The organism is Nocardioidaceae bacterium SCSIO 66511 (assembly GCA_023100825.1).
Classification (GTDB): domain Bacteria; phylum Actinomycetota; class Actinomycetes; order Propionibacteriales; family Nocardioidaceae; genus Solicola.
Genome location: CP095846.1, coordinates 3180281 through 3197845, shown reverse-complemented (window position 1 = coordinate 3197845; position 17565 = coordinate 3180281). Strand labels below are relative to the sequence as shown.

The 17565-nt window shown below is 66.9% G+C and carries 13 protein-coding genes; 5 read left to right on the top strand and 8 right to left on the bottom strand.

Features of this window, described 5'->3' with window-relative positions; translation table 11 throughout:
- The first annotated feature begins 283 nt into the window (after positions 1 to 283).
- From MU582_15065 to ilvC, 3 genes are read left to right on the top strand one after another with little or no spacing between them, the layout of a single operon-like run.
- Positions 284 to 2041 (top strand): acetolactate synthase large subunit, encoded by a 1758-nt coding sequence (locus tag MU582_15065; GenBank protein ID UPK73747.1) that lies wholly within the window; start codon positions 284 to 286, stop codon positions 2039 to 2041.
- 49 nt (positions 2042 to 2090) lie between these two features.
- The gene (gene ilvN / locus MU582_15060) at positions 2091 to 2633 is read left to right on the top strand and encodes an acetolactate synthase small subunit (protein ID UPK73746.1); all 543 of its coding nucleotides are present in this window, start codon (positions 2091 to 2093) and stop codon (positions 2631 to 2633) included.
- 46 nt (positions 2634 to 2679) lie between these two features.
- Positions 2680 to 3696: a ketol-acid reductoisomerase gene (gene ilvC, locus MU582_15055; protein ID UPK77179.1), complete on the top strand. Its 1017-nt coding sequence runs from the start codon at positions 2680 to 2682 to the stop codon at positions 3694 to 3696.
- A gap of 81 nt (positions 3697 to 3777) precedes the next feature.
- Here ilvC and MU582_15050 read toward each other — a convergent pair whose 3' ends face one another.
- Positions 3778 to 5565, bottom strand: coding sequence for a serine/threonine protein kinase (locus MU582_15050; GenBank protein UPK73745.1), 1788 nt, complete (start codon positions 5563 to 5565; stop codon positions 3778 to 3780).
- Positions 5566 to 5797: 232 nt separating this feature from the next.
- Here MU582_15050 and MU582_15045 point away from each other — a divergent pair, with 232 nt between their 5' ends.
- Positions 5798 to 7000 carry a beta-lactamase family protein gene (locus tag MU582_15045; GenBank protein ID UPK73744.1) on the top strand — a complete coding sequence of 401 codons (1203 nt, stop codon included), beginning with the start codon at positions 5798 to 5800 and terminating at the stop codon, positions 6998 to 7000.
- On the opposite strand, the gene map is transcribed toward MU582_15045, so the two are convergent.
- The gene (gene map / locus MU582_15040) at positions 6997 to 7764 is read right to left on the bottom strand and encodes a type I methionyl aminopeptidase (protein ID UPK73743.1); all 768 of its coding nucleotides are present in this window, start codon (positions 7762 to 7764) and stop codon (positions 6997 to 6999) included. The genes MU582_15045 and map overlap by 4 nt on opposite strands.
- A 61-nt stretch (positions 7765 to 7825) precedes the next feature.
- Between map and MU582_15035 the strand changes: the two genes are divergently transcribed.
- Positions 7826 to 8092, top strand: coding sequence for a helix-turn-helix domain-containing protein (locus tag MU582_15035; protein ID UPK73742.1), 267 nt, complete (start codon positions 7826 to 7828; stop codon positions 8090 to 8092).
- A gap of 26 nt (positions 8093 to 8118) precedes the next feature.
- On the opposite strand, the gene MU582_15030 is transcribed toward MU582_15035, so the two are convergent.
- The 6 genes from MU582_15030 to MU582_15005 form a co-directional block, all read right to left on the bottom strand.
- A complete protein-coding gene (locus MU582_15030; GenBank protein UPK77178.1) occupies positions 8119 to 9516 on the bottom strand; it encodes a DHA2 family efflux MFS transporter permease subunit in 1398 nt (465 codons plus the stop codon).
- A gap of 239 nt (positions 9517 to 9755) precedes the next feature.
- Entirely contained in the window at positions 9756 to 10523 is a 768-nt protein-coding gene (locus MU582_15025; GenBank protein UPK73741.1) for an enoyl-CoA hydratase, read from the bottom strand.
- Positions 10524 to 10525: 2 nt separating this feature from the next.
- Entirely contained in the window at positions 10526 to 11677 is a 1152-nt protein-coding gene (locus MU582_15020) for a CoA transferase (GenBank protein UPK73740.1), read from the bottom strand.
- A gap of 7 nt (positions 11678 to 11684) precedes the next feature.
- Complete coding sequence (gene aceB / locus MU582_15015) at positions 11685 to 13286, bottom strand: malate synthase A (protein ID UPK73739.1); 1602 nt, start codon at positions 13284 to 13286, stop codon at positions 11685 to 11687.
- A 29-nt stretch (positions 13287 to 13315) separates the two neighbouring features.
- The gene (locus tag MU582_15010) at positions 13316 to 16246 is read right to left on the bottom strand and encodes an FAD-binding protein (protein UPK73738.1); all 2931 of its coding nucleotides are present in this window, start codon (positions 16244 to 16246) and stop codon (positions 13316 to 13318) included.
- Entirely contained in the window at positions 16243 to 17400 is a 1158-nt protein-coding gene (locus tag MU582_15005; protein UPK73737.1) for an aminotransferase class V-fold PLP-dependent enzyme, read from the bottom strand. The genes MU582_15010 and MU582_15005 overlap by 4 nt, the downstream gene beginning before the upstream one ends.
- Positions 17401 to 17565 lie beyond the last annotated feature (165 nt).

Sequence of the window (17565 nt, the reverse complement as noted above, 5' to 3'; positions counted from 1 at the left end):
GCCATCTCGAAAGATGAGACGAACCATCTCGCGGCTTGACCGAAGCCTTGCGCTGGGTGGAATCTTGTCTCGTGCGTTTCATTCTTCTCGTACGCGATTGACGCGATGACCTGACTGCAGGTCCCGCGTCCCCCTCGAATGCCTCCCGGCCGAGGGGATTTTTTATTGGGACACTGCGGTCGGGATCTGCTTCGCAGAGGCGCCTCGTACCCGCGGGGCGGCAGTCGAGTCACTCGCCGAGACGAACAGACGCCGGGATGACCAGCACACCAGGAAGGACGCCATGGGCGAGCAGATGACCGGGGCACAGAGCCTCATCCGTGCGTTGGAGCATGCGGGCGTCGACACCGTATTCGGTATCCCGGGCGGCGCGATCCTGCCCGCGTACGACCCGATGCTCGACTCGTCGCAGATCCGCCACATCCTCGTACGCCACGAGCAGGGCGCCGGTCACGCGGCACAGGGCTATGCGGTGGCGACCGGCAAGGTTGGCGTCTGCATGGCGACCTCGGGTCCGGGAGCCACCAACCTCGTGACGCCGCTTGCCGACGCCAACATGGACTCCGTTCCACTGGTCGCCGTCACTGGTCAGGTGGCCAGCGGTGCGATCGGCACGGATGCGTTCCAGGAGGCCGACATCCGCGGCATCTCGATGCCGATCACCAAGCACAGCTACCTCGTCACCGATCCGGCGGAGATCCCGAAGGTCATCGCCGAGGCGTTCCACATCGCCTCGACCGGCCGTCCCGGCCCGGTGCTCGTCGACATCGCCAAAGACGCGATGCAGCAACAGACGACGTTCGAGTGGCCGGGCGAGATCTCCATGCCGGGATACCGGCCGAACCCACGGCCGCACGGCAAGCAGATCCGCGAGGCCGCGCGGCTGATCAACGAGGCCAGGCGCCCGGTGCTCTACGTCGGCGGCGGTGTTGTCAGGGCGCGCGCGAGTAAGGAGCTCCGCGTACTCGCGGAGATGACCGGCATCCCCGTCGTCACGACGCTGATGGCTCGCGGCGCGTTCCCGGACTCACACGAACTACACCTCGGCATGCCCGGTATGCATGGTGGGGTCGCCGCGGTCGCGGCCCTGCAGCGTAGCGACCTGATCGTCTCGCTCGGCGCGCGGTTCGACGACCGGGTGACCGGCCGGCTCGACTCGTTCGCCCCTGACGCGAAGGTGATCCACGCCGACATCGATCCGGCGGAGATCTCCAAGAACCGCGTTGCCGACGTACCCATCGTCGGCGACTGCCGCGAGGCGATCGCCGACCTCGTCGTCGCGCTGCAGTCCGAGCACGACGCGGGCAACCAGGGCGACTACACAGCCTGGATGACGATGATGCGCGGGATCGCCGAGCGGTACCCACTCGGGTACGACGAACCCGAAGGCGACTCTCTTGCTCCGCAACAGGTCATCAAGCGCATCGGCGAGATCGCCGGACCCGACGCGACGTACGTCGCGGGCGTCGGCCAGCACCAGATGTGGGCGGCGCAGTTCGTCTCGTACGAACGCCCGACCGCGTGGATCAACTCCGGCGGACTCGGCACGATGGGCTTCTGCGTGCCGGCGGCGATGGGCGCGCAGGTCGCCCGGCCCGACGACGTCGTCTGGGCGATCGACGGCGACGGCTGTTTCCAGATGACCAACCAGGAGCTCGCGACCTGCGCGATCGAGGGCATCCCGGTCAAGGTCGCGGTGATCAACAACTCCTCGCTCGGCATGGTGCGACAGTGGCAGACGCTGTTCTACGACGAGCGCTACTCCAACACCGACCTGCACACGTCCGCAGGTCCGCGGCGGATCCCCGATTTCGTGACGCTCGCCGAGGCGTACGGCTGCGTCGGTCTGCGCTGCGAGCGCCCCGAGGACCTCGACGCCACGATCGAGAAGGCGATGTCGATCAAGGATCTCCCGGTCGTGATCGACTTCGTCGTGCATCGCGATGCGATGGTCTGGCCGATGGTGCCCGCTGGCACCAGCAACGACGAGATACAGATCGCGCGCGATATGGCGCCGACGTTCGAGGAGGACGAGCTGTGAGGACTGTGAGGACGACTCGAACCATTCAGCGCTGCGAGGAGGACGAGCAGTGAGTAAGCACACGCTTTCGGTTTTGGTCGAGGACACGCCGGGTGCGCTGGCGCGGGTCTCGAGCCTGTTCATGCGCCGCGGCTTCAACATCGACTCGCTCGCGGTCGGACCGACCGAGATCAAGGGTGTCTCGCGGATGACGATCGTCGTCAACGTCGAGCAGCTGCCCCTCGAGCAGGTCACCAAACAGCTGAACAAGCTGGTCAACGTACTCAAGATCGTCGAGCTCGACACCGGATCGTCGGTCGAGCGCGAGCTGGTCCTGGTGAAGGTCAAGGCAGACCCGACGACGCGCAGCCAGGTGCTCGAGACGGTGCAGCTGTTCCGGGCGAAGGTCGTCGACGTCGCACCGGACAGCGTGACGATCGAGGCGACCGGTGACCGCGGCAAGCTGGACGCCATGATGCGCGTCCTGGAGCCGTTCGGAATCCGCGAGCTCGTGCAGTCCGGTCTCGTCGGCATCGGGCGCGGCAGCCGCTCGATCAGCGACCGCGCACTTCGCCCCGTACCCGGTCCGCCGCCGAGCAGCCAGGTCGGCTGACGTATCAACACAACCCGCACAAACTAAGGAGAAACACGTGCCCGAGATGTTCTATGACGACGACGCCGACCTGTCGGTGATCCAGCAGCGCAATGTCGCCGTGCTGGGATACGGCAGCCAGGGGCACGCGCACGCTCTGTCGCTGCGCGACTCCGGTGTCGACGTACGCGTCGGCCTGGCCGAGGGCTCGAAGAGCCGGCAGAAGGCCGAGGACGAAGGCCTGCGGGTCGTCACGCCGTACGAGGCGTGCGAGGAGGCCGACCTGATCGTGGTCGCCGTGCCCGACCACGTGCAGCGGCACGTCTACAAGGAGGCCATCGAGCCCAACCTGGTCGACGGAGACGCGCTGTTCTTCAGCCACGGCTTCAACATCCGCTACGACTACATCAAGCCGCCGGCAGGCGTCGACGTGTGCATGGTCGCCCCGAAGGGCCCAGGCCACCTCGTCCGCCGCGAGTACGTCGAGGGACGCGGCGTGCCTGTGCTCGTCGCGGTGGAGCAGGACGCCACCGGCAATGCGTGGCCGCTGACGATGGCGTACGCGAAGGGCATCGGCGGTACGCGCGCCGGCGCCATCAAGACGACGTTCACCGAGGAGACCGAGACGGATCTGTTCGGTGAGCAGTCGGTGCTGTGCGGCGGTGTTTCGTCGCTGATCCAGGCAGGCTTCGAGACGTTGACCGAGGCGGGTTACCAGCCCGAGGTCGCGTACTTCGAGTGCCTCCATGAGCTGAAGCTGATCGTCGATCTGATGTACGAGGGTGGCATCGCCAAGCAGCGCTGGTCGTGCTCCGACACTGCCGAGTACGGCGACTACGTATCGGGTCCGCGCATCATCGACGCGTCGGTGAAGGCGCGGATGAAGGACGTACTCAACGAGATCCAGGACGGTACGTTCGCGCAGCGCTTCATCGACGACCAGGACGCCGGCGCGCCGGAGTTCAAGAAGTTCCGCGAGGAGGGTGCCAAGCACCCGATCGAGGCGGTCGGCAAGGACCTGCGCGGCCTGATGGCGTGGATCAAGACCGACGACGACTACGTACAGGGCAGCGCGGCACGCTGACCCGTCGTCCGGAGTTCGCGGACTTTTCGGTGCTGTCGAGCGCATGCGACACCGAAAAGTCCGCGAACTCTTTTTGTACGTTCAGGCTGCCGCGGCGTTGTAGCGGCGCAGCAGCTCGGCTCCGTCGCGAGGCCGGTCGGTCGGTTCCGTCGCGAGGCATTGCTCGGCCAGCGCGAACACTCCCGGCCCTAGTTCGTTGAGCCTCGCCAGCGCCGCCGGATCGTAGTCGTGGTTGAGGATCCGGTGCCAGAGGGCGATCGGGTCGTCACTGCGGTAGAGGTTCTCACCGGACGCCGCGAAGGCGAGGCAAGCCGCCCAGTTCCACACGTCCGACGCCGCGGTCGCGGTCGTACCCCGCAGCCGCTCCGGTGATACGTAGCTGGGGCTGCCGATCACCAGCCCGGTGCTCGTGACGCGGGTCTGGTCTCCCAGGTGGGCGAGGCCGAAGTCGACGAGACACGGGCCGTCGTTCGACCAGATGATGTTGGACGGCTTGACGTCTCTGTGCACCAACCCATGTACGTGTACGGCCGCGAGCCCCTCGGCCAGACCCTGCGCGAGGCTGGACAGCCCGTCGGTCTCGAGCGGCTTCGTATCGCGCACGTGCGATCCGAGGTCGGGGCCTTCGATGGCCGTCATCGCGATGTACGGTGTGTCGCCCGCGACTCCGCTGTCGACGACGCCGACGACGCGCGGACTGTCGATGTGACGTAGCGCGTGCATCTCTCGGAAGAACCGTCGCCTGCTGTCGTCGTCGCCGGCGAGTGCGGGCGCGAGCACCTTCAGGGCGACCTGCCCCGCCCGCTCGGAGGTCGCGAGGAACACGGTGCCCATCGCACCCGAGCCGAGTCGGCCATGCACGCGGTACGCCCCGATGGTCGCCGGATCGCCCGGGTGGGGTGGTTCACATCGCAGCATCGGCGTCGAGGCGGTGACGACTGCCCGGCCGGGGCTGTCGAGCGCATGATCGGTCGGCATCGCCCGCGTACCACCGGCGGGTACGGGTGCGGCGACGGGCTCCGGGGGAGGCCCGTGCGGGGGTTGGCCGCCCGTAGGGGCCGGCGGCGGTGCCGGTTGGTAGTACGGCGGATTCGGTGACGGCTGGGTGTAGCCGGTGTGCGGACCCTCGGGTGCACCGGAGTGCGCCGCCTCCCGCTCCGAGGTGTCGAGCAGTCCGGCGACGAACACCTTGGGCGCCTTGCCGACGGCGACGACAAGAGCGACAACGACCACCCAGCCGAGGTACGCGGCGGCATACGCGAGGAGGAGCGGGCTCGTCGCGGTGAGCGAAGCGAGCAGCCCCAGCGCACAGACGATCGCGTAGCCCGTCGGAGCGTACGAAAGCCGCGGCCGGGCCAGCCGCCAGGACGTGGTGATGCGAGCGGCGAGGTATGCAAGGAGTACGGCGGCGATGCCGAGCCCGCCGAAGACCACGATGAACCCGGTATCGGTGTGGGAGCGGTCGGCGAAGAGTACGAGGTCGGAGAACGCCTTCTCGGTGCCCTCGTCCGCCCACGAATCGACGTACGAGTCGTTGCTGCCCGAGGCGAACGCGAACCCGACCACGACCGGTACGGCGTACGCGATGACCCGCATCAGTGGGCTCAAGCCGTGGATTCCATGGGTGCGGTTGATCAGTGTCCACTCGGCACGATGTGGCTTGCGGCCCGTCCAGCGCCGTGCCTGTTGCCGCACCATGATGCGGTCTCGCGTGTGGGTCATCACCGTGGCCGTAGCCGGCGCCACGACACCTGCGATGACACCCGCGAGCAGGAACAACCCCACGCCGACGGCGACGCGCGGCGGTGCGCCGAGCGCTTCACACAGCGAGGTCAGCGCCGACCAGATCCAGAACACGAAGGTCTGCATGGGTGAAGCGCTACCCCCTGTCCGGTGCGGTCGTAGTCATCGTCTATTGCGCCGGTAGTGGTCCGGCAACCTATCCAGAGTAGTTGACGGGCCGCACGTGGGAGGGGTTCCCGCCCGTCTGGGGCCGATGTGCCGCGATCTCAGGGTGTTGCGCGGGATCTGCCTGATGGCGGGGTAACTCGACGCACATCAGGATCGATGGTGTCGCCGAACCGAAGGGAGCGCACCACAGATGCGCCGACCAACCAGACTCACTGCGATTGCGGCCGGACTCATGGTCGGCCTGCTCGCAGCGCCGGCTGCGCTCGCGTCCGACGGACCGGCCAAACCTGCCGACCCGCCGCCTCTCGATCCAGACCCGATCGTGCGCAAGCTCGCCAAGCTGCCGGCCGATGACATGACGGGCGCGATGGTCAAGGTCACCGGTAGCGCCGGCCGATGGTCGACCACCGCGGGGGTCTCCGACCTTCGAAGCGAACGTCCCGTACGAGCCGACGGGCGGTTTCGGATCGGCAGCGTCACCAAGGTCTTCACCGCTGTCGTCGCGTTGCAGCTCGCCGACGAGGGCAAGCTGCAGCTCGGCCAGTCGGTCCAGCACTATCTGCCCGCCCTACTGCCGAGGCGGTACCCGAGGATCACGGTGCGCCAGCTGCTCAACCACACCAGCGGGTTGCCGTACTCCGATGAAGACGAACGTGCCGAGGACCCGGCCTGGTTCGTACGGCATCGGTTCGAGGGGATGTCGCCGCGCCGAGTGATCGCGAACGCGACGGACGAACCGATGCAGCACGCACCGGGTGCCGCGCAGCGCTACAACGGGGTCAACTACTTCATCGCCGGACTCGTCATCGAGAAAGCGAGCGGGCATTCGTACGCCCATGAGGTGCGAACTCGGATCATCTCGCCCCTCGGGCTTCGGGATACGTACCTGCCGACGTACAACAACCCCTTGATCCGTGGTCCGCACGCGCACGGGTACGTACAGGTGGGCGATCGTCTCGTCGACGTGACCGAGCAGAGTCCGTACGCCTGGGCCGAGGGCGCGATGATCTCATCGACCGGCGATCTGACCCGGTTGCTGCGCGCGCTGTTCGAGGGCGAGCTGTTGTCGCCCGCCCAACGTCGGGAGTTGTTCGACGTGCCCGACGTGCCGTACGCGGGGGAGGACTCCAACTGCAGGATCGGACCCGATGCCGGACGGGCGTGCTACAGCGTCGGCCTGACTCGTACGCGGTTGCCGAACGGCGTCACGCTCTGGGGCAAGAGCGGAGCGACGCAGGGATACACCACCGCGGCGTTCGCAACCCGTGATCTGGCACGAGTGATGGTTTACAACCTCAATCCCACCGGCAACCACGATGGTTCGGAGGCGCCGTACGTGCAGACGATCGTCGCCGCGTTGTTCGACCCGGACTTGCTGCCGGCGAGGCACTAGCCCAGTCGGGTGAGTACCTCGGGGCCGTCCTCGGTGATCGCGAGCGTGTGCTCGGAGTGCGCGGTGCGTGAGCCGTCGGCCGAGCGGATCGTCCACCCGTCCTCGTCGTAGGTGATCTCGTTGGTGGTGGCCGCGAACCACGGCTCGATCGTGAACACCAGGCCGGGTCTGATTCGCAGTCCACGCCCGGACCGTCCGTCATTGGGCACCGAGGGCGCCTCGTGCATGGTGTGGCCGACACCGTGGCCGCCGAACTCGGTGTTGACGGTGTAGCCGTACGATGCGGCGACCTCGCCGACGGCAGCCGATACATCGCCGATCCGGTTGCCGACTCGCGATCTCGCGATACCTGCGTCGAGCCCCTCCTCGCTCGCCCGGATCAGTCGGAGATCCTCATCGCGGGGCGTACCTGCGATCACGCTGATGGCCGCGTCACCGACCCATCCGTCGACCGACACTGCGAGGTCCATGCTGAGCAGGTCGCCGTCGCGGAGCCGGTACGGTTTGGGAAGCCCGTGCAGGACGGCGTCGTTGACCGATAGGCAGATCACATTGCGAAACGGACCGTTGCCGAACGGCGGTGCGTAGTCCCAGTAGCACGACGTCGCTCCGCGCTCGCGGATGAGCTTGCGGGTGTGATGCTCGAGGTCCATCACGTCCACACCGGGCTCGACGAGGTCACGAAGCTCGGCGAGCGTCTCGCCGACGAACCTGCCGGCCGCTCGCATCTGCTCGATCTGCCGCGGCGACTTGAGTTGGATCAATCCGGTGCCCCTCTTTCCGATATCGGTATAGTAATACCACGAGCGAGGATCGAGGAGAGGTATGGTTCGCAATCCGCTGACGCCCGAGCAGATCGAGGCGGGTCGAAGGCTCGGCCGGTTCCTGCGCGCGGCGCGCGGCGAGCGTGAGCCCGCGGCCATCGCCGCTGCGGCCGGCATCTCGCCCGAAACGCTACGCAAGATCGAGACCGGCCGGCTGCCGTCGCCGGCCTTCGGCACGGTCGTACGAATCGCCGACGCGGTCGACATCGACCTCGAGCGCCTCGCATCCGTATGGAAGGGTCTCGATGCCTCGATAGGGGCGCGGTGACGGCGCTGTGTCCGCCGGGTGGCCGATCAGCCCAGCTGCTTCGGTCGGGCGAAGCACAGTGCCGCAATCAAGCCGACGACGATCACGCCGGCAGGTAGCAGGAGTGAGTCGGCCATCGCCTGGCTGAACCCGTCGTGCAGGAAAGCCGGCAGCTCTCGTACGCCCGCCTCCGGCGCCCCTGCGCCGCCGCCACCGCTGCCGGGCAGATGGGCGGTCAGCCGGGCCTGCATCAGTGCGGCGATGCTCGCGCTGCCGAGTACGGCGCCGATTTGGCGGGTGGCGTTGTAGACGCCCGCACCGGCGCCCGCCTGGTGCATGGGCAGGTTGCGGGTCGCGGTCGATCCAAGGGGCGCCCACATGAACCCGTTCGCAACACCGAGTAGGGCGATCGGAAGCAGCAGCCGCCAGACCGCGACATCCGGACTCATCTCAATGCTCAGCCACACAAGGGAAACGGGGAAGCTGGCGAGACCGATGCCCGCGACGTACCGGGGGTGCGCGCGGTCGGTGAGCTTGCCGACGAACGGCGCGAGTACGCCGCTGATGACGGCCATCGGGACGAGCAGGAGGGCCGACTCGGTCGGCGAGAGCCCGCGTACGGCCTGCGCGTAGAGCATGAACGGGAACGCGAACGAGGTGATCGCGAAGCCGACGGTCGTGATCGCGACATTGGCTAGCGAGAAGTTCCGATCGGTGAACAGCTTGAGCGGAAGGAGGGGCTCGTGCTTGTTGACCGCCTGCCAACCGATGAAGATCGCGATCACGATGAGGCCGGCGATGATCAGCGACCACACCGAGATGGGCCCGGTGATCGTGCCCCAGTCGTAGTCCTCGCCTTCCTGGATGCCGAACACCAGCAGGAACATGCCGATCGCGCTCAGCACGACGCCGAGTACGTCGAACCTGTGTACATGCGTCGGCAGGTTGGGTACGAGGCGCATCGCCAGGACGAACGCGACGACGCCGACCGGGACGTTGATCAGGAAGATCCACTCCCACCCGAGCCCGTCGACGAGCACGCCGCCGAGGATCGGCCCGACGAGGGTCGCGACTCCTGCGGTCGCTCCCCACAGGCTGAGTGCTTGGCCCCGCTTGTTCGCCGGGAAGAGCCGCGTGATGACGGCCATGGTCTGCGGAGTCATCATCGATGCGCCAAGGCCCTGCACGACACGCGCGATGATGAGCTGATCGATCGTGGTGGTCAGACCGCACCACAGCGATGCGAGCGTGAACACCGTGAGACCGGTGAGGTAGACCTTCTTCGGGCCGATCCGGTCGCCGAGGCGGCCGGTGATGAGTACGGGCACGGCGAATGCGAGGAGGTACGCGCTGGTGACCCAGACGACCTCGTTCACGTCGGCGTCGAGACCGTCCATGATCGCCGGCGTCGCCACCGAGACGATGGTCTGGTCGACCAGGATCATGAAGAAGCCGATCACCAGCGCCCACAATGCCGGCCATGGGCGTACGGCGGCGTCTCCGGTGTTCAGCTCCTCGCGTGTGGCCACGGCAGATCCCCCTGCTTGATACATGTGACGGTCGCCGCGAGCCAGACCCGCTCGGCCGTCTTCAGCGTACTCCCACCCGCCGAGGTACGTCGTCGTGCCATTAAAGGGGTGCCGGATTGGCAGGACGGCGTACTTCGGCGGGTTTGACCCTAGGATCAGCTGCCGGACCAGTTCGGCTTGCGCTTGTCGGTGAAAGCGGCGACTCCTTCGGCGAAGTCGGCGGAGCCGTACACGGTGGCGATGACGTCGGAGGCGTCGACCGCCACGGCGTCCGCGTGCAGACGGCGCAGGGTTTCCTTGACCGACCACAGCGTGAGCGGCGCGTTGGCGACCAGCCGGTCGATGAGGGCATCCGTCGCGGCTCCGACGTCGTCGGCGACCTCGCGTACGAACCCGCAGGCCTTGGCTTCCGCCGCGTCGACGAAGCGCGCGCTCATCAGCAGGTCGACCGTACGTGCGTGGCCGAGCTGACGTTCGAGCAAGGCCAACGTCGCGGGCGACAGCGTGTTGCCGAGCGTACGAGCGATCGGTACGCCGAACCTCGCACCCGGCCCGGCGATACGGAGGTCGGCTGCCGCCGCCAGTGCCAGTCCACCGCCGACGCAAGGGCCGTCGATCGCGGCGACGACCGGGACCTCGACCCGCAGCAGCCGACCGACGGTCGCGTCGATCGACCTCTCGTACGCGACTCCCTGTGCGCCGTCGAAGCCGGCGAACTGTGCGATGTCCGTGCCCGCGACGAACGCCTCGCCACCCGCACCACGCAGCACCATCACCCGGAGCGAGTCGTCCGCGTCCGCCTGCTCGCACGCGGCGACGAGACCTTCGTACATCGCATGCGTCATGGCGTTGCGCGCCTGTGGCCGGTTGAACGTCACGCGGAGAATCGGTCCGTCGGCGGTGACGAGGAGCTCGTCGGTCATCTCTACTCCTTGTTCTGAGCCTCATCGAGCTCGGCGAGCAACCGGTCGGTCGCGGCACCGAGCGGAGGCCCGGCATTGCCACGTCGTACGGGTGTACGCGAAAACCGCATCGGCGATCCGACCTGACGTACGTCGCCGACCACCGGATGGGGAGCATCCCAGTAGAAGTCACGCGCTTCGAGCGCGGGGTCGGTGAACACCTGGTCGTACGTCTGGATCGGAGCGCAAGGTACGCCGGCCGCCGCCAGCGCATCGATGATCGAGTCGGTCGGCATCGTCGAGGTCACCCGCTCGATCTCCGTGATCAGTGCGTCACGGTTCGCCATCCGTTGCGAGTTGTCTGCGAATCTGGGGTCGTCCGCGAGGTGGTCGAGGGCCAACGCGGTGCAGAACGCGGCCCACAGCCCGGGGGTGTTCGCGCCGATCGTGACGTACCCGTCGGCTGAGGCCACCGCCTGATACGGCGCCTGCGACTGGTGGGCGGAGCCCTGCGGCCCGGGCACACCGCCGTCGCCGAAGTACCGCCCGGCTTCCCACACAGCAAGGGCGACCCCCGACTCGTACAGCGACACGTCGACTCGTTGGCCGAGCCCGGAACGATCGCGCTCGCGCATCGCTGCCGTCACCGCGAGTGAGACGTACAAAGCACAGGTGAGGTCGCAGATCGGTACGCCGACCTTCGCCGGGGCCGCATCCGGGAATCCCGTCACGCTCATCAGCCCCGACCGTGCTTGCGCCATGATGTCGAGGCCTGGTCGGTCGGCGAGCGGACCGTCCTGGCCCCACCCCGATGCCGATGCGTAGATGAGGCCTGGGTTGTCGGCACAGAGATCTTCGTACCCGAATCCCATGCGCCGCATCGCATCCGGACGGAGGTTCTCGATCAGTACGTCTGCCCCGGTGACGAGCTGGCGGAACCTCGCCGCCCCTTCGGGAGACTTCAGATCGAGTTCGACCGACTCCTTGTTGCGGTTGAGGCGAAGGAACGACGAGCTCTCACCTGCGACGAACGGCGCGTTCTCGCGGACGAAGTCGCCACGGCCGGGCGGCTCGACCTTGATCACCCGCGCTCCGAGGTCGGCCAGCTGCATCGCGGCGAACGGTGCCGCGATGAACGAACCGACCTCGACGACGGTGATATCGGAGAGGGGCACTGTTGCCTTATGCCTCGTGCGCCACGACCGCGCGGTACGCCGGCAGCGTGAGGAAGTCGGCGTAGTCGTCCGCAAGCGCGATCTCGGTGAAGATCCGCCGGGCCAGTGCGTAGTGGCCGGACTCGAACGCCTCGGCGCCGACTGCATCGCGGATCTTCGCGTACTCGTCGTCGACGATCGACTCGACGAGTTCCTTGGTCACGACCGTGCCATCGTCGAGCTTCGTGCCGTGGCGAACCCATTGCCAGATCTGCGAACGCGCGATCTCCGCCGTCGCGGCGTCCTCCATCAGGTTGTTGATCGCGACCGCACCACCGCCGCCGAGCCACGACGCGAGATAGAGCAGCGAGACCTGCACGTTGTTGTGGATGCCGGCCAGCGTGACATCGCCCGGGGTTGTCGTGACGTCGAGCAGGGCGGCGGCATCGGGTGAGACGTCGTCTCGCTGTCTGCTCACTTGGTTCGGGTTCTCGCCGAGCACGCCGTCGAACACCTCGCGGCACAGCGGGACGAGGTCGGGGTGCGCGACCCACGAGCCGTCGAATCCCTGGCCCGCTTCGCGTTCCTTGTCCTCGCGTACCTTCGCGAACGCAACCTTGTTGACCTCCTCGTCGCGTCTGCTCGGGATGAACGCCGACATGCCGCCGATCGCCATCGCACCGCGCCGATGGCACGTCTTGACGAGCAGCTCTGCGTACGCGCGCATGAACGGCGACGCCATGCCGACGACGTTTCGGTCGGGGAGTACGAACTCGGGGCGCTCGCGGAAGGTCTTGATGATCGAGAACAGGTAGTCCCAGCGACCGGCGTTCAGCCCCGATGCATGGTCGCGTAGTTCGTAGAGGATCTCGTCCATCTCGAACGCTGCCGGGAACGTCTCGATCAGGACCGTCGCACGCACCGTGCCGTACGGGATTCCGCAGTACTCCTCCGCGAAGGTGAACACGTCGTTCCACAGCCGCGCCTCGAGGTGGCTCTCCATCTTGGGCAGGTAGAAGTACGGCCCGCTGCCGCGTGCGATCAGCTCGGCCGCGTTGTGGAAGAAGTAGAGCCCGAAGTCGACGAGCGCGCCGACCACGGGTGCGTCGTCGACGGTGATGTTGGACTCGTCGAAGTGCCAGCCGCGCGGACGCATTACTATCGTAGCGAGGTGCTGGTCCTTGAGGGCGTACTCCTTGCCTTCCGGTGAGGTGTACGAAAGCGTGCGGCGGATGCCGTCGTACAGGCTGAGCTGGCTCTCGACGACGTTGCTCCAATGCGGCGTCGACGCGTCCTCCATATCGGCGAGCCATACCTGTGCGCCGGAGTTGAGCGCATTGATCGACATCTTGCGATCGGTCGGCCCGGTCATCTCGACTCGGCGGTCCTGCAGATCTCCCGGTTGCGCGGCGACCGTCCAGTCTCCGGAGCGGATGCCTTCGGTCTCCGGAAGGAAGTCGAGCTTGCCCGTACGTGCGGCCTCGTCGCGCCGCTGCCGACGGCGGACGAGAAGCTCATCGCGGCGCGCGCCGAACCTCGTCTGCAGCTCAGCGAGGAACGCGAGGGCCTCCTCGCTGAGGATCGACCTTGCGTCCTCGGGAACGTCAGCGATCACGTTGACCTTGGCCATGGCTCGCCTGCCTTTCTAGTGCGGGATGCTCACTGTTGAGGGGATGCAGCGTTGATGACGGCATGGTGGACGAGCTCGACCGGATGCCACGCCGAGCGTTCGGTGCCGTGGAAGATCTGCTCGCGACAGGACGTGCCGGTCGCGGCGATCACGGTGTCGGGTCCCTCGGCGCGAACGGCAGGAAAGAGCCGGTCGCCGCCGACCTTCATCGAGACCTCGTAGTGCTCGGACTCGTAGCCGAACGAGCCGGCCATGCCACAGCAGCCCGCGTCGAGTTCGACGACCTCGGCACCGGGGATGCGACGCAACAGAGCCATGGTCGCCGCCGTGCCGACCTCTGCCTTCTGATGGCAATGCCCGTGGAAGAGTATGCGCCGCCCGGAGAGCCACGAGGTGTCTGCGAGCACGAGATGACCGGCGTCGATCGCCTCGACGAGTAGCTCCTCGAGCTGGCGTACACGACCCGAGACCGCCTCGACATGACGGTCGCCCGGCGCCATCGCCAGGTGCTCATCACGCAAGGTGTAAAGGCAAGACGGCTCGCAACCCACGATCGGAGAGTCAGCCGCCGTGTCTTGGTCGAGTCGTCTTGCCATATCGCGGGCGCTCGCCGCGGCCTGGTCGACAAGACCCTTCGACAGGGCCGACCGCCCGCAGCAACCCGCCGACGGGAGGTCGACTGCCCAGCCCGCTTGTCGGAGCAGAGCGATCGCCGCTTGGCCGATATGCGGCTCGGTGTACGTGGTGAACGAGTCCGCGAGGAAGTTGACGGTGCCGAGCGGCGCACTCTGCGGCTTCGGCTCTCGCGCGTACCAACGCCGCAGGTTGCGGAAGTGGAAGCGTGGGAGCGGTCGCTGCCTCGCGATTCCGAGTACGCGCTCCATCAGCCTTCGTACGAAGGGAATGCGGCCGGGCACGTTGGCGATGGGCGCCAGCGTCGAGCCGATGCGGTTCAGTGTCCGGATCGCACCGAACACGCGAGAGCGGAGCGGCACGCCGTGAACGTCGTGGTGATGCGAGAGCGCCTCGCTCTTGAGCTTTGCCATGTCGACGCCCAAGGGGCATTCGGCCTTGCACGCTTTACACATGAGGCACAGGTCGAGAATGTCGTGCAGTCTCTCGTCACCGAGCGCAGCCTTCGGATCGGGCTCGGACAACGCCTTCACCAACGCATTCGCGCGCCCACGGGTCGCGTGCTCCTCATCGCGAGTCGCGATGTACGAAGGACACATGGCGCCTGTCGTGCTCTTGCGACAAACCCCGATGTTCATGCAGCGGTCGGCCGCGCCGCGCATGCCGCCGACGACCTCGAAGTCGAGCCGGGTACGAAGCGACGGCGCAGGAGGCAGCATCGCGTCACGGAGGTTGTCGGTCATCGAGGGGGCATCGACGATCTTGCCGGGATTGAGGATGTTCTGCGGATCGAAGACTCGCTTGACCTCTCGCATCGCCTCGTACAGGTCTTCGCCGAAGATCTCGCGGTTGAACTCCGAGCGGGCCAGGCCGTCGCCGTGCTCGGAGGAGTTGACTCCGCCGAACTCACGGACGAGGTCCTTGATCTTCGCGGCGACGGCGCGCATCCGGACGATCTCGTCGGGGTCCGCGAGGTCGACGAACGGACGGATGTGCAGGCATCCAACGGAGCAGTGCCCGTAGAAGCCTGCCTTCATCTGGTGCTCATCGAGGATCGCGGCGAAGCGTGCGGTGTAGTCGGCCAGCCGCTCCGGCGGGACCGCGGTGTCCTCGACGAACGCCAGCGGGCGGTTGGTGCCCTCGCTGGCGGCCATCAGCAGCCCGAGGCTGGACTTTCGTACCTTGAGCAAGGCTTGTTGCTCAGCGGGCGTTACCAGGGCGAGTGTGTGGTAGCCGTGGCCCGCATCTGCCCAGACCTGCACCAGATGGTCGAGACGCGCGCGTACGTCATCGGGGTCGTCACCGTTGAACGAGACGAACAGCAGGGCGGCTGGGTCTCCGACCAGGTGGTCGCCCAGATCGGCGTACTCGATCTTCTGCCGGGACAGATCGAGAATCGTCTTGTCCATCAGCTCGACCTGGGCAGGCTCGCACGACAACGCGTCAGCGGTCGCCTCGATCGCCTGTTGGGTGGTCTCGAAGTGCCCGACGGCATACATGGTGTGTTTCGGTTTGGGGACGAGATCGACCTCGACCTCAGTTGCGATCGCCAGCGTGCCTTCGCAGCCGACGATGAACTTCGCGAGGTCGAACGGCGTCGTGTCGTCTGCGAGCCGATCGAGGCGGTAGCCGCACGCTCGTCGCCAGAACGGCGGAAAACCTGCTGCGATCGCATCGGCATTGACATCGACGATGCGAGGCAGCTCTCGATACAGGCTGCCTTCGAGGGTCGAGACACTGGCGCGGCGGGCGACTTCGTCAGCGTCGACCGGGCCGAGGGCGGCCGTGCTGCCGTCGGCGAGCACGGCGTCGAGCGCGCGGATGTGGTCGATCGTCATGCCGTAGCGCAACGAACCGCTGCCGGCCGAGTTGTTGCCGAGCATTCCGCCGATGGTGGCGCGGTTGCTGGTGGAGGTGTCGGGCCCGAACATCAGACCGTACGGGGCCGCGGCCCGGTTCAGGTCGTCCTGTACGACGCCGACCTGTACGCGCGCCGTACGCGCGTCGGGGTCGACGCTGACGATCTCGTTCAGGTACTTCGAGAAGTCGAGGACCACACCGCGGCCGACGGTCTGGCCGGCCAGGCTCGTACCCGCGCCGCGTGGGGTGACCTCGATGCCGTGCGCCGCGGCGGTCCGGACGGCCGCGGCGACGTCGTCGTGATCGCGCGGACACACCACGGCGACCGGCACCATCGTGTACATGCTGGCGTCGCGCGAGAACAGATGACGCGAGTAGTCGTCGAGCAGTACGTCGCCGCGGATCTCACGGCGCAGCTCGTCGGTGAACGCCGTTGGTGCCTCGACGGGGGTTTCGAGCGCCGTCATTGCTCGAGGACCTCCATGGCCGCGTCGACGCCGTCCTTCTTGATGGGCACACCGGCAAGTGACAGACCGATCTGTACGCCGCCGAGGGTGCCGATCAGGCTGAGGTCCTCGAACCACCCGAGGTGGCCGATCCGGAAGACCTTGCCGGCGACCTTGCTGAGGCCGGCGCCGAGGGACATGTCGAAGCGCTCCAGGATGAGCTTGCGTATCGCGTCCGCGTCGTGCCCGTCGGGTACGCGGATTGCAGTGAGCGCGCCGGAGTGCTCGCGGTCGTCGAGGCATTGCACCTCGAGGCCGCCGCCCCATGCGGCTACGGCTGCCCGGGTGGCAGCCGAGTATCGCTGATGGCGGGCGAACACGTTCTCGATGCCCTCCTCGTCGAACAACCGCAACGCCACCTCGAGGCCGTACAGCAGGTTCGTCGCCGGAGTCGACGGCCAGAACCCGTTGGCGTTGGCGTCGAGGATCGGCTTCCAGTCCCAGTACGACTTGCGTAGCTCGGCCGTTTCGTACGCGGCGAGCGCCTTGTCACTGACGGCGTTGAAGCCCAACCCTGGCGGGAGCATCAGCCCCTTCTGTGAGCCGGCGATCGTCACATCGACGCCCCACTCGTCGTGTCGGTAGTCGATCGAGCCGAGGCCGGAGATCGTGTCGACGAGCAACAGCGCTGAATGGCCGGTGTCGTCGATGGCGGTACGTACGTCGCCGATGCGGCTGGTGACACCGGTCGACGTCTCGTTGTGCACGCAGCACACGGCCTTGATCTCATGGTTGGTGTCTGCGGCGAGGCGCTCGGCGAGCACCTCGGTGTCGACGCCGTGGCGCCAGTCGCCGGGTACGAGGTCGACGACGAGTCCGAGCTCGGCGGCCATCTGCTGCCACAGCGTTGCGAAGTGTCCGGTCTCGAAGTAGAGCACTCGGTCGCCGGGACTGAGGGTGTTGACCAGTGCGGCCTCCCACGCGCCCGTACCGGAGGCGGGGTAGATGATCACCGGCCTCGTCGTCTTGAACACCGCCTTGACGTTCGCCAGGATCCGTTTGCCCATCGCCTGGAACTCCGGTCCGCGATGGTCGATGGTCGGTCTGGCGGTTGCCCGTAGGACCTCCTCGGGAACGTTGCTCGGTCCCGGGATCTGCAGGTAGTGCCGACCCATCTGGCGTCCTCCTACGTGTTGAGCTGTGTAGACAGATATCCGCTTTGCGGAATCTACCTATCGCATTATGGATTAGGTGCGAGCTGGCAGCAAGGTTCGGCCGAGCTCGAGCGAGCACCTCTTGACGAGATCTGGATCACACGGCACTGTATCGCGTGGAATATT

Excerpts from the sequence above, each read along its gene's own strand:
- MU582_15065 (UPK73747.1), top strand. The coding sequence starts at position 284 with ATGGGCGAGCAGATGACCGGGGCACAGAGCCTCATCCGTGCGTTGGAG.
- ilvC (UPK77179.1), top strand. The coding sequence starts at position 2,680 with ATGTTCTATGACGACGACGCCGACCTGTCGGTGATCCAGCAGCGCAAT.
- MU582_15050 (UPK73745.1), bottom strand. The coding sequence starts at position 5,565 with ATGCAGACCTTCGTGTTCTGGATCTGGTCGGCGCTGACCTCGCTGTGT.
- MU582_15045 (UPK73744.1), top strand. The coding sequence starts at position 5,798 with ATGCGCCGACCAACCAGACTCACTGCGATTGCGGCCGGACTCATGGTC.
- MU582_15035 (UPK73742.1), top strand. The coding sequence starts at position 7,826 with ATGGTTCGCAATCCGCTGACGCCCGAGCAGATCGAGGCGGGTCGAAGG.
- MU582_15030 (UPK77178.1), bottom strand. The coding sequence starts at position 9,516 with ATGATCCTGGTCGACCAGACCATCGTCTCGGTGGCGACGCCGGCGATC.
- MU582_15025 (UPK73741.1), bottom strand. The coding sequence starts at position 10,523 with ATGACCGACGAGCTCCTCGTCACCGCCGACGGACCGATTCTCCGCGTG.
- aceB (UPK73739.1), bottom strand. The coding sequence starts at position 13,286 with ATGGCCAAGGTCAACGTGATCGCTGACGTTCCCGAGGACGCAAGGTCG.
- MU582_15010 (UPK73738.1), bottom strand. The coding sequence starts at position 16,246 with ATGACGGCGCTCGAAACCCCCGTCGAGGCACCAACGGCGTTCACCGAC.
- MU582_15005 (UPK73737.1), bottom strand. The coding sequence starts at position 17,400 with ATGGGTCGGCACTACCTGCAGATCCCGGGACCGAGCAACGTTCCCGAG.